The organism is Rahnella victoriana (assembly GCF_021276285.1).
Classification (GTDB): Bacteria; Pseudomonadota; Gammaproteobacteria; order Enterobacterales; family Enterobacteriaceae; genus Rahnella; species Rahnella victoriana.
Map to the genome: position 1 here is coordinate 3,353,078 of NZ_CP089919.1, position 12,717 is coordinate 3,365,794.

The following is a 12,717-nucleotide window of genomic DNA, read 5'->3' on the forward strand; positions in this document are numbered from 1 at the left end:
CACTGACCGTAATTCAGGCTCAGGATTTGTCTGATATCGTTTCATTGCTGAAAAATCTATTCTTGCCTGAATAGCAGGTAATGAAGTCAGACAGAGGGCATAAGGGCACACAGGATGACGAAATGAAAATCAAACCAGATGATAATTGGCGTTGGTATTTTGATGCAGAGCATGACCGGCTTATGTTGGATCTCGCCAATGGCATGATTTTTCGTTCCCGTTTCCCGGCTAAAATGCTGACACCTGATGCTTTCGGAAATATGTCATTTTGTGTCGACGATGCGGCGCTCTATTTTGATTTTGAAGAGCAATGCAAATCTATTCGTCTGGCGGCTGAACAGCGCGCCGAATTAGTTTTAAATGCATTAGTCGCTTATCGCTTTTTAAAACCGCTGATGCCAAAGAGCTGGCATTTCACTCAGCAGATGCGTCCTTTCCAGCCGGCCAACGGTCAGCTTGCTCAGGTGCAGGTCATGGAAAGCGGTGAACAGGCGACGTTGCTGGTGGTGGAATCGGGCGATAATGCCAGTCTGTGCCTGCTGGCGCAGGAAAGGCTGACCGTGGCAGGGCGCGGTATGGTGCTCGGCGATGCTATTAAAGTGATGCATGATCGCTTAATGCCTGCCGCCTTCCGCGTTGATAATAATGTCTACGATCAGGCAGTGTAAATTACCCTTCATATTTCAAGTTGCAGATGCGTTGGCTGCGCTCAGTCACCCGAATCACTGACCTGTTTAAGCTCATCGGGATCCCTTCACTTGCCGCGTTACTGCGACTCGAACTATTTTGGGTAATGGCGAAATATTTTTAGCCGAGCACAATATCCGTTGCCGGTATGCAACTGCACGACAAGATCGTTCCGTCTTTCCCCACTGCACTTTCTTTCAGCGGCGACACTTGCCCTTCTTTCAGCGTCATTCTGCATGCTCCGCAAATCCCGGCACGACAGGAATAGGGGATACGTAATCCCTGCAATTCCAGCTGCTCAAGCAAAATTTGCTGATTGTTGCCGGTAAACTGTGTGCCCTGATAATTAATGCTGACGTCTTGCGCGGTGTTCTTTGGTGCGTCGACATTTTCAATGACTTCGCCCGCGCCGTACGGACGCGGCGGCTTGATCGCCAGTACCTGCACGCTGTCACCTGCGCGGATCACGCCGCTGTTGCGGGCAATCATGTTCTGACCGAAATCGACATCGCCGTCGCTGGCAGTGCGGTAACTTTGCAGGGTTTTCAGCGGTTCGCCACTTGGGTGTTTGCGACCTTTCTCAATGCTGACCGTGGTAAAAATACAGCGACTGCACGGTTTCACCAGATCAAAAATAACCTCACCGATGCGGATCGTCTGCCAGCTGTCTTCGGCATAAGCCTCTGCGCCGCTGACCACGATATTCGGCCGGAACTGTTCAATGCGCACGCCACCCGGGCAGCGGCGTTGCAAATCCTGCATGGAGGCTTCATTGATCAGCAGATACGGGAAACCGTCAGCAAAGGACAACGGCACGTCAGGATGCTTCTTCACCCGGCGCGTGGGTTCATCGCCTACCCACCGCAGTTGCACATCCCGCTTTAAATAACCACTTAACCAGCGATTTACGGGTTCCGGCGCGATGAGTGAGGTAAACTGATTGCCCCAGACTTCCGTCGGCGAGTTATCACCGGCGAAATCATGAAATTTGACGCTGATGCTGTCGCCTTCCGGCGCACAAATCATCAGTCCATCGGGCAGCAAAACCGGCGTGAACAGGACCAGATTCGGATACTGGCGGGCTGTAATGAACATGCCTTGTGGATCGGTGATCATGAACTGGCGATCAAATGCCAGACCGGTGGCAGTGACCAGCGAGTGCGAAACTTGCAGGCCGCGCATGGATTTGACCGGGTGAACGAATAAACGTGAAAGAATGGGCACTGAAGACTGCCTCTCAGAATGTAAAGTCTTAAGAAGAACCAGAGACTTTATGACAAGCGGCGGGGATTAGCTATAATGCGCAACAATTTTATTTTTGGTGATATGTCGATATGAACTCTTTGTTTGCCAGCACGGCGCGTGGACTGGAAGAACTGTTAAAAAGCGAACTGGAAACGCTGGGTGCGCAAGCCTGCAAAGTTGTGCAGGGAGGGGTGCATTTTGAAGGTGACGATCGCCTGCTGTACCGTAGCTTACTGTGGAGCCGTCTGGCTTCGCGCATCCTGTTGCCGCTGAACGAATTTAAAGTTCACAGCGATCTGGATCTTTATCTTGGCGTGATGGCGATCGACTGGCCGTCCGTCTTCGGCGTGGATAAAACTTTTGCCGTGCATTTCAGCGGTCTGAATGAAGAGATCCGCAACAGCCAGTACGGCGCGCTGAAAGTAAAAGACGCCATCGTCGACAGCTTTACCCGCAAGATGGACGAACGCCCGAACGTGGCAAAACAGCAGCCTGACATCCGCGTCAACGTCTTCCTGCAACGTGATACCGCCAGCGTCGCGCTGGATCTCAGCGGCGAAGGCCTGCATCAGCGTGGCTACCGTGACCTGACCGGTCAGGCTCCGCTGAAAGAAAACCTGGCGGCTGCCATTGTGATGCGTTCCGGCTGGCAGGCCGGTACGCCGATGGTCGATCCGATGTGTGGCTCCGGTACGCTGCTGATCGAAGCCGCGATGATCGCCGCCGATCGCGCACCGGGTCTGCATCGTCAGCACTGGGGTTTCACCGGCTGGAACAAGTTTGACGCCGAACTGTGGCGCGAACTGACTGCCGAAGCCCAGGTGCGCACCCGCCGTGCCGTGCAGGAAACCCCTTCCCGCTTCTTTGGTTCCGATATCGATCGTCGCGTGATCGAAATGGCGCGTGCTAACGCCCGTCGTGCCGGTGTCGCTGAACTGATAAGCTTCGAGGCCGCCGAAGTCGGTAAACTGGTCAATCCGCTGCCGGAAGGCCCGGTGGGTACGGTGATCAGTAACCCGCCATACGGCGAGCGTCTGGAAAGCGAACCGGCCCTGATTGCGCTGCACAATATGCTTGGCCGCATCATGAAGACCAAATTTGGCGGCTGGCAGTTGTCACTGTTCAGTGCGTCACCGGAACTGCTGAGCTGCCTGCAACTGCGCGCTGAGCGTCAGTTCAAAGCCAAGAACGGCCCGCTGGAATGCGTGCAGAAAAACTATCAGCTGGCAGAAAACCCGACGGGTGCTGCCGGTACGCAAATGGCGGAAGATTACGCTAACCGTCTGCGTAAAAATGTTAAGAAACTGGAGAAATGGGCCAAACAGCAGGGCATCGAATGCTATCGCCTGTATGACGCTGATTTACCGGATTACAACGTGGCGGTTGACCGTTACGGCAGCAAAGTGGTGGTGCAGGAATATGCGCCGCCAAAAACCGTTGATGCGCAAAAAGCCCGTCAGCGTCTGTTCGACGTGATTAACGCCACGATGTCTGTGCTGGATATTTCCTCCAGCCAGCTGATCCTGAAAACCCGTGAGCGCCAGAAAGGCACCAGCCAGTACGAGAAACTGGCGCAGAAAGGCGAGTTCCTGCTGGTTGAAGAATTCAACGCTAAACTGTGGGTTAACCTGACGGATTATCTCGACACCGGTTTGTTCCTTGATCACCGCATCGCGCGCAAAATGCTCGGTGAAATGAGCAAAGGAAAAGACTTCCTGAACCTGTTTGCCTACACCGGAACTGCCAGTGTGCACGCCGGTCTGGGCGGCGCACGCAGCACGACGACCGTCGATATGTCCCGTACCTATCTGGAATGGGCGGAAAAAAACCTGCGTGCCAATGGCCTGACCGGCCGTCAGCATCGCCTGATCCAGGCGGATTGCCTGTCTTATCTGGGCATGTGCGATGAACAATTCGATGTGATCTTTATCGATCCACCGACGTTCTCCAACTCAAAACGTATGGCCGAAAGTTTTGACGTACAGCGTGATCATCTGGCTCTGATGAAAGATCTGAAACGCATTTTACGTCGCAACGGCACCATTATGTTCTCCAACAACAAGCGCGGTTTCCAGATGGATCTCGACGGACTGAGTAAATTGGGGCTGAGCGCGAAAGAAATCACCAGCCAAACCCTGTCACAGGATTTCGCCCGTAATCGTCAGATTCATAACTGCTGGCTGCTGTCCCATGCCGGCGAGGAAAAATAAAGTTTATGTCGTTAATTAGTATGTCAGGTGCCTGGCTGTCATTCAGTGACTCGCCGCTGTTGGATAACACCGAATTACACATCGAGCCGAATGAGCGCGTCTGTCTGGTTGGCCGTAACGGCGCCGGTAAATCGACGCTGATGAAAATCCTCAACCGTGAAGTGCCGCTCGATGACGGGCGCATTGTGTATGAGCAGGATTTGATTGTGGCGCGTCTGCAACAGGATCCGCCGCGCAATGTTGAAGGTACGGTGTTTGATTTCGTCTCGGAAGGTGTGTTCGAACAGGCCGAGCATCTGAAAGCGTATCACGCGATTTCGCATCTGGTCGAAAGCGACCCGAGCGAGAAGAACATGAACAAACTGGCTCAGGTGATGGAAATCCTTGATCACCAGGGCTTGTGGCAACTCGACAGCCGCATTAATGAAGTGCTGCTGAAACTGGGTCTGGATGCGGATACAGAGCTGAAATCCCTGTCCGGCGGCTGGCTGCGTAAAGCGGCACTGGGTCGTGCGCTGGTCAGCGCGCCGCACATTCTGCTGCTCGACGAACCGACCAACCACCTGGATATCGAGAGTATCGCGTGGCTGGAAGAATTCCTGAAAGAATTCCAGGGCAGCATTATCTTCATTTCCCATGACCGTTCTTTCATCCGCAACATGGCGACGCGTATTGTCGATCTCGATCGCGGCAAACTGGTCTCCTATCCGGGCAATTACGAAGCGTATCTGCTGGCGAAAGAAGAGGCGCTGCGTGTCGAAGAGTTGCAGAACGCCGAGTTTGATAAAAAACTGGCGCAGGAAGAAGTGTGGATCCGTCAGGGTATCAAAGCCCGCCGTACACGTAACGAAGGCCGCGTCCGCGCCCTGAAAGCCCTGCGTAAAGAGCGTTCAGATCGCCGTGAAGTGATGGGCACGGCTAAAATGCAGGTGGTTGAAGCCGCGAGTTCCGGCAAGATTGTCTTCGAAATGGAAGACGTCAGCTACTCGGTGGCCGGTAAACAACTGGTCAGCCATTTCTCCGCTCAGGTCATGCGCGGCGATAAAATCGCGCTGGTCGGCCCGAACGGTTGTGGCAAAACCACCTTGCTAAAACTGATGTTAAGTCAGATTAAGGCAGACAGTGGCCGTGTTCACTGCGGCACCAAGCTGGAAGTGGCGTACTTCGACCAGCACCGTGCTGAGCTGGATCCTGAACGTACGGTGATGGATAACCTTGCAGAAGGTAAGCAGGAAGTGATGGTTAACGGCCGCGCGCGCCACGTGCTGGGCTATTTACAGGACTTCCTGTTCCACCCGAAACGCGCAATGACCCCGGTGAAAGCATTGTCTGGCGGTGAGCGTAACCGTCTGTTGCTGGCTAAATTGTTCCTGCGTCCAAGTAACCTGTTGATCCTCGATGAACCGACCAACGACCTGGATGTGGAAACCCTCGAACTGCTGGAAGAGATGATCGACAGCTATCAGGGTACCGTGATGCTGGTGAGCCATGACCGTGAGTTTGTTGATAACTCCGCAACCGAGTGCTGGATTTATGAAGGCGACGGCGTCATCAACAGTTACGTCGGTGGTTACCATGACGCACAGCATCAGCGCCGCAACCAGAGACCAATCCGTCCTGCGGCTGCAACCGAAAATAAACCGGCTGCGCAACCTAAGGCAGAACCGGCAAAACGCACGGCGAATAAGCTCAGCTATAATCAACAACGTGAACTGGAACAATTGCCTGCGCAAATCAGCGCGCTGGAAGAAAAAATCAGTGCACTGCAACAGCAAATGAGCGATGCGAACTTCTTCACACTTCCTCATGAAGAAACTCAGCAAGTGCTCAATGCTTTCGCTGCTGCAGAGCAGGAGTTAGAGCAGGCGTTTGAACGTTGGGAAGCGCTGGAAGCGCAGAAAAACGGCTAACACTGCATCATGATTGGCAACCGGATTAAGGGAAGACCGGTTGCCGATATTCATAGTCTTTCCGCTGTTGAGGAGTCGATAGTGTGTTCTGACGCCCATGACCCGCACATCTTATGCCCCCAGTGCGACATTCTGGTGGCAATACCTGGTCTGAAAATCGGGCAAAAAGCCGTATGTCCTCGTTGCCATACCACGCTGACATCCCGCTGGAATGAGCCACGCAGACGTCCTGTCGGTTATGCCATCAGCGCCTTATTCATGCTGTTGCTGGCCAACCTTTTTCCTTTCGTTAATATGAATGTTGCCGGGCTGAGCAGCGAAGTGACGCTGGTACAAATCCCTCAGGTTCTGGTTTCAGAAGACTACGCCAGCATGGCGTCGCTGTTTATGGTGGTGGTGCAATTGCTTCCCGCCGTCTGCATGCTGTCTATTATTATCCTTTGTCAGGGTTTCAATATTCCTCTTCGCTGGAAAGTCGGCATTGCCCGTACCTTATTCCGGCTGAAAGCCTGGTGCATGGTCGAGATTTTCCTCGCGGGCGTGCTGGTCAGTTTCGTGAAACTGATGGCCTACGGGGATGTGGGCGTGGGCACCAGTTTTTATCCTTATGTTCTGTTCTGCCTGCTGCAACTGCGCGCATTTCAGTGCACCGATCGTTTGTGGATGTGGAATCACATCGAGCCGGCACCGCCGGTTGCGCAGCCGCTGCGCGTGGGCGAAAGCGGCCTGCGTCAGGGATTGCGTTCCTGCCATTGCTGTATGGCGATTTTGCCGGTGGATCAGAAAGAATGTGGCCGCTGCAAAACGCAGGGCCATGCCCGCCGGAAGAACAGCCTGCAATGGACGATGGCGCTGCTGGTCACGTCCATTCTGTTATATATCCCGGCGAATTTACTGCCGATTATGATCACGCAGGTGCTGGGAAATCCTATCCCGTCTACGATCATGGCCGGGGTCGCGTTGTTGTGGAGTGAAGGTTCATACCCTGTGGCACTGGTTATTTTGATCGCCAGTATCATGGTGCCGACATTGAAAATGATCGCCATCGGCTGGTTATGCTGGGATGCCAACAGCGATAAACAGATCGACAGGGAGCGGTTACACGTTGTGTATGAAGTGGTTGAGTTTGTTGGTCGCTGGTCAATGATTGATGTGTTTGTCATTGCGGTACTTGCGGCACTGGTAAGAATGGGGCAACTGATGAGTATTTATCCGGATATTGGCGCGCTGCTTTTTGCCGGCGTTGTCATTCTCACCATGTTCGCTGCAATGACATTTGACCCAAGGCTCATTTGGGATCGTGCTGGAATGAAGTCTACAAAGGAGCCACAAGATGGCAGGAAATAACATGGCAGAGAATGACGGAACTGCCAAAGTCGAAAAAATTAAACGCTGGTCTCCGGTGTGGATCGTGCCGATTGTCACGGCGCTGATTGGTGCATGGATCCTGTTTTATCATTACAGCCATCAGGGACCGGAAGTTACGCTGATCACTACCACGGCGGAAGGCATTGAGGGCGGGAAAACCACCATCAAAAGCCGTAACGTCGACGTGGGGAAAGTGGAGAGTGTGACCCTGAGTGAAGACCTGCAACAGGTCATCATCAAGGCGCGCCTGAATACCGGCATGGAAAAAATGCTCCGTGACGATTCTGTGTTCTGGGTGGTGAAACCGCAAATCGGACGGGAAGGAATTTCCGGTCTGGGCACGTTGTTGTCCGGTGCTTATATTCAGTTGCAGCCTGGTAACAAAGGCGGCGAAAAATCAGAATATAAACTGGATGATTCCCCGCCGCTGGCTTCGCCTGATGCTAAAGGTATCCGCGTAATTCTGGAAAGTGAGCGTTCAGGACAGCTTAATCCGGGCGATCCGGTGCTGTTCCGCGGTTTCCAGGTCGGTACTGTGGAAACCAGCCACTTTGATCCGAAAGCCCGTAACATCAAATATCAGCTCTTTATCCGTGCACCTTACGACACGCTGGTCACAGACAATGTGCGTTTCTGGAAAGACAGTGGCGTGAACTTTGATATGTCTGCCGCCGGTATGCGGGTGGAAATGGGGTCACTGACCACGCTGTTCAGCGGTGGCGTCAGCTTTGATATCCCGAATGGCTGGACGCAAGGCAATGAAGCGAAAAACGGCGATGATTATAAGCTGTTTGACGATCAGAAAAGCATTCAGGAATCACTGTATACCCGCCACATGGATTACGTGATGTTCTTCTCGGATTCTATTCGCGGCCTGCAACCTGGCGCGCCTGTTGAATTCCGCGGCATTCGTCTGGGTACCGTGGCAGAAGTGCCTTATCCGCTGAATGCGCTGAAACAGCAGATGTCTGAGGATTACCGCATTCCGATACTGATCCGTATTGAACCCGATCGCTTTGCGCAAATGCTGGGCAGTAATTTCAATATTGAAGATCATATCCGTGACGGTATCGCGCATGGTCTGCGTGCGTCGATGAAATCTGCGAACCTGTTAACGGGCGCGATGTACATTGACCTCGATTTCTATCCGAATGAGAAGCCGTGGAAAGGTCCGCTGGAAATTTCCGGCCATAAACTGCTGCCGACCGTGAGCGGTGGTTTCGCGCAAATTCAGCAGAAACTGATGACCACGCTGGATAAAATCAACAATCTGCCGATCGAACCGATGATGCGTGAAGCCACCAGTACGCTGGCCGAAAGTCAGAGAACGATGCGGGCGACGCAGAAAACAATCGAATCACTGAATGCGATTGTGAGCAGCAAAGAGATGAAGAACCTGCCGCAAGATATGCAGCAGACGTTGATTCAGCTTAACCGCAGCCTGAAAGGCTTCCAGCCTGGTTCTCCGGCGTATGGCAATCTGGTTGGCGACATGCAGAGTCTGGATAAAACCCTGCGTGAACTGCAACCGGTACTGAAAACGCTGAACCAGAAAAGTAATGCACTGATTTTCGCCGCCCCTGGGCAAGATGATCCTCAGCCGAAGAAGGCCAAATAATGATGAAATGGATACCTGTCGTCTTAGCATTATTCCTGACTGCCTGTAGCAGCAGTGACCAGAAAACCTACTACCAGTTGCCTGTGCTGAGCAGCACAGCGTCAACCGGCAGTGTGATGTCCTCAGGTGCCGCTACACAGCGCCACCTGTGGGTTGAACGGGTCAGTGTTGCGGATTATCTGGCAGGCTCAGGGTTGGTATATCAGACCAATGATGTGCAGTACACGCTGACCCAGAATAACCTCTGGGCCAGCCCGCTGGATCAACAACTTCACCAGGCGCTTGTGACGTATTTGCGTCGTGATTTGCCGGGCTCAGTGGTGTCAACTCAGGCTTCCAGTTCGGACGACCAGGATGTGCTGAACGTGAATGTCACCGGTTTCCATGGCCGTTACGACGGTATCGTCGTGGTCAGCGGAAGCTGGAGCCTGACAAGAAATGGCCAGATGATTCAGCGCGATTTCGCCCTGAATCTGAAACAAAATGAAGATGGCTATGATGCACTGGTCAGGACGCTGGCGACCGGATGGCAGCAAGAAGCGGGCCAGATAGCCGCGCAGATAAGATGACGATTTTTTAAGCTTAATATTTTTTAAGTGATACATAAAAAATCCCGGTTTCTGACCTTTCAGATGCCGGGATTTTTTTATGGTGATCAGCCAGATGAGGCATTAGCCAGCGCGATTATCTTGCGCGCAATCTAATAATATAGCTCACGAATGTGACATTGGCGTGAAATTTGCGCATTGACCTCTCCCCATATTGCAGCTATTTGTTAGGTGTGGACGCAGAAGCGGCCCACTGTTTTCTTTCCACCTGACCTGAATAATGAGGGATATAAGGCATGAAGAGACAAAAACGCGATCGCCTGGAACGGGCACAATCACGTGGATACCAAGCAGGTATTGGCGGACGCTCAAAAGAGATTTGTCCGTACCAATCATTAGATGCCCGATCACATTGGCTCGGGGGTTGGCGACAAGCCATGGAGGACAGGGCCGTTACCGCTTAAGCGGCTCCCCTGTCAGAATAAGGAACAACCTCCGCTGCGCGCGGAGGTTTTTGTTTGCAGGCCAGAGTGCCCGTACCGCAGACATAAAAAAGGTGAACCCGGAGGCTCACCCTTTTTCAGACGTCGTGCAGGGCTTTATCAGAAAGCCGCAGCGTCTTTGAACAGACCCACTTTCAGATCAGTAGCGGTGTAAATTACCACGCCGTCAACCAGCACTTCACCATCAGCAACGCCCATGATCAGTTTACGGTTGATCACGCGTTTGAAGTTCAGACGGTAGGTGACCAGCTTCGCGGTTGGCAGAACCTGACCGGTGAATTTCACTTCACCCACACCCAGTGCGCGGCCTTTGCCTTCGCCACCGAGCCAGCCCAGATAAAAGCCCACTAACTGCCACATGGCGTCCAGACCCAGACAGCCAGGCATAACCGGATCGCCGATGAAGTGGCAACCGAAGAACCACAGATCAGGATTGATATCTAATTCAGCTTCAACATAGCCTTTGCCATGGGTGCCGCCATCTTCTTGCATCTTCACGATGCGATCCATCATCAGCATGTTGCCTGATGGTAATGGAGGGCCACCAGCACCGAACAGTTCACTGCGGCCAGAAGCTACGAGGTCTTCTTTCGTATAGGAATCGCGTTTATCTACCATGTTCTATGTAAGCCTTATTTTAATGAAGGGCGAAGTTTAGCGAACAGCTGTAAGCTGAACAACTCCGATCAGCTGTGATTGAACCAGTTCAACCAGCGAAGAGGCCACGGATAACGCGGGCTGCCTTGCGATGTGACCAACGCTATGCGCTGCTGAATCAATCCCAGCAGGCTCGGACGCTCTTCTTCAGCTTCTTCTTCGTTTGTGTAAATCAGTCCGGTCAGGATAGGCAGCGCGTCGGCTGCGTTATCAACTGCCCATAAGTGAAACTGGCCTTCGCGAACGGCGTCCAGTACTTGCGGATGCAGGCACAGGTTGCGCACGTTGCTGGTTGGCAGAATGACCCCTTGCTTACCGGTCAAACCGCGACGCTGACAAACTTCGAAGAAACCTTCGATTTTCTCATTTACGCCACCAATAGGTTGCACATTCCCAAACTGATCGACAGAACCGGTTACCGCAATCTGCTGGTTAATCGGCTGCATCGACAAGGCACTGATCAGTGCACAAAGTTCAGCAAGGGACGCGCTGTCGCCGTCCACTTCACCGTAAGATTGTTCAAAAACAATCGACGCGGAGAAGGGCAGAGGCTGGTCGAGTTCTAACTCGGAAATCAGGAAAGCCTGCATAATCATCATGCCCTTGGCATGCAGATTACCGCCTAATTCAGCTTTACGTTCAACGTCAGTAAATTCACCGTCGCCGGTGTGTACGACACAACTAATCCGTGAAGGTTCACCCAGTGCGCGCGGATGGCCAGGGTATTCCAGCACCGACAGGCCGTTAATCTGTCCGACCACTTCGCCTTCCGTCTCGATACGGATTTGCCCCAGCTCAATTTCATCCTGCATGCGTTCCTGCAAATAGCTTTCACGCCATGCACGGGCATTAGAGGCAGCTTCAAGAGATTTCGCGCTGAGCAACTCATCTTCATTATAGAGCGCGGCTTCACTTAACTGTGCACTCAGCCAGACCGGATCCAGCGTCAGGCTGCCCTGATCGGTGCTGTGGCGTATCGCCATTTTATGAAATTCGGGCCAGGCATCGGCGGCCAGACGGGGGATCTCAAGCTCGTCGGCCAGTGTGTTCACATAACCACACCAGGTTTCCATGTCGCTTTCTTCGGTCAGCGGCAGGTCGGCTTCGAATTCGCCATAAATGGCCGATTCCATCAGCTCCGGTTCCATATCGCTCAGATCACCCAGTGACAAGCGGTCACCGACCAGAATCAGGCGAATATCCAGCGGCATTGGCGGAACCGTGACCGGCAGAGGTTTGGCTTCATCAGGAGAAACCCAGTGATACTGGCCTTCGGTGATCATCTGCTTAAGACGCAACCACATCAGCGGCTGGGCAATAAGGGTACGAATTGACAGCACCAGAACGCCGCCATTGACCTGATGAATCAGACCCGGCTCAAGCTGGATCTGGTCTTTGTACACCCTGACGCAACCAAACAGTTGCTCCGGCTCAATCCACTCGCGGTACTGGCAGGTGAATTTTGCCGCGAAGGCATCTTCCGCAGATTTAGCGGCCAGCAGCGTGATCTTATTGCCTTCAATATGATAACGGTTGCCGGTGATTTCAGCCGTTTCGGGCAGCAGTTCGCTGACGACCTGAGCGATACGTGACAGATATTCACGATTTTCCTGCGCCTTGAGCGTCATAAAACGCGGGCGTGAGCGGGGATGACAAAACAGCGTTAAACCATTTTCCAGCCGAGGCTGAGTTCCAGCGAAATCGACAGGGGCTAACTGGGCAGCCGTTGCAAAAATTGCCTCGTAAGGCGCGGAGTCGGGCAGTAAAAGCTGCCAGTCAAGTCGGTTATTGGTCAATGTGTTAGCTGTTTTCTATAAAAAGGGAAAGAGCGATTATACAAGAATAAATCCGGCTGCATACAATGAGAGTCAAAGAGGAAATGCGGTTAGCGCACATTGCTGAACAGGTGCGCAAAAAACAGGCAGAATTAGCCGGTTTATTTGGGGTGAAAATTGAATTAAAGCTGTTATG

10 protein-coding genes are annotated in these 12,717 nt (G+C 52.8%); 7 read left to right on the forward strand and 3 right to left on the reverse strand.

Annotated features, from left to right (window positions below; all coding sequences use genetic code 11):
• The first annotated feature begins 122 nt into the window (after nt 1–122).
• The gene (locus J9880_RS15425) at nt 123–668 is read left to right on the forward strand and encodes a cell division protein ZapC (RefSeq protein WP_095922585.1); all 546 of its coding nucleotides are present in this window, start codon (nt 123–125) and stop codon (nt 666–668) included.
• A gap of 139 nt (nt 669–807) precedes the next feature.
• On the opposite strand, the gene J9880_RS15430 is transcribed toward J9880_RS15425, so the two are convergent.
• Nucleotides 808–1,911, reverse strand: coding sequence for a YcbX family protein (locus tag J9880_RS15430; protein ID WP_095922584.1), 1,104 nt, complete (start codon nt 1,909–1,911; stop codon nt 808–810).
• Nucleotides 1,912–2,021: 110 nt separating this feature from the next.
• On the opposite strand from J9880_RS15430, the gene rlmKL reads away from it, so the two are divergent.
• The 6 genes from rlmKL (at nt 2,022) to rmf (ending at nt 10,050) form a co-directional block, all read left to right on the forward strand.
• Nucleotides 2,022–4,142, forward strand: a complete 2,121-nt coding sequence (rlmKL, locus tag J9880_RS15435; protein WP_095922583.1) for a bifunctional 23S rRNA (guanine(2069)-N(7))-methyltransferase RlmK/23S rRNA (guanine(2445)-N(2))-methyltransferase RlmL — start codon at nt 2,022–2,024, stop codon at nt 4,140–4,142.
• A 5-nt stretch (nt 4,143–4,147) separates the two neighbouring features.
• Nucleotides 4,148–6,052, forward strand: a complete 1,905-nt coding sequence (locus J9880_RS15440) for an ABC transporter ATP-binding protein (protein WP_119822233.1) — start codon at nt 4,148–4,150, stop codon at nt 6,050–6,052.
• A gap of 78 nt (nt 6,053–6,130) precedes the next feature.
• Nucleotides 6,131–7,399 (forward strand): membrane integrity-associated transporter subunit PqiA, encoded by a 1,269-nt coding sequence (gene pqiA, locus J9880_RS15445; RefSeq protein ID WP_408637238.1) that lies wholly within the window; start codon nt 6,131–6,133, stop codon nt 7,397–7,399.
• Nucleotides 7,386–9,038, forward strand: a complete 1,653-nt coding sequence (gene pqiB, locus J9880_RS15450; protein WP_095922580.1) for an intermembrane transport protein PqiB — start codon at nt 7,386–7,388, stop codon at nt 9,036–9,038. The genes pqiA and pqiB overlap by 14 nt, the downstream gene beginning before the upstream one ends.
• A complete protein-coding gene (pqiC, locus tag J9880_RS15455) occupies nt 9,038–9,607 on the forward strand; it encodes a membrane integrity-associated transporter subunit PqiC (protein ID WP_133823823.1) in 570 nt (189 codons plus the stop codon). The genes pqiB and pqiC overlap by 1 nt, the downstream gene beginning before the upstream one ends.
• Nucleotides 9,608–9,882: 275 nt before the next feature.
• The gene (gene rmf, locus J9880_RS15460) at nt 9,883–10,050 is read left to right on the forward strand and encodes a ribosome modulation factor (RefSeq protein ID WP_013574871.1); all 168 of its coding nucleotides are present in this window, start codon (nt 9,883–9,885) and stop codon (nt 10,048–10,050) included.
• A 138-nt stretch (nt 10,051–10,188) separates the two neighbouring features.
• Here the strand turns inward: rmf and fabA are convergent, their stop codons facing one another.
• Nucleotides 10,189–10,707, reverse strand: a complete 519-nt coding sequence (fabA, locus tag J9880_RS15465) for a bifunctional 3-hydroxydecanoyl-ACP dehydratase/trans-2-decenoyl-ACP isomerase (protein ID WP_013574872.1) — start codon at nt 10,705–10,707, stop codon at nt 10,189–10,191.
• A 68-nt stretch (nt 10,708–10,775) separates the two neighbouring features.
• Nucleotides 10,776–12,542: an AAA family ATPase gene (locus J9880_RS15470; protein WP_119822235.1), complete on the reverse strand. Its 1,767-nt coding sequence runs from the start codon at nt 12,540–12,542 to the stop codon at nt 10,776–10,778.
• Between the last annotated feature and the right edge of the window lie 175 nt (nt 12,543–12,717).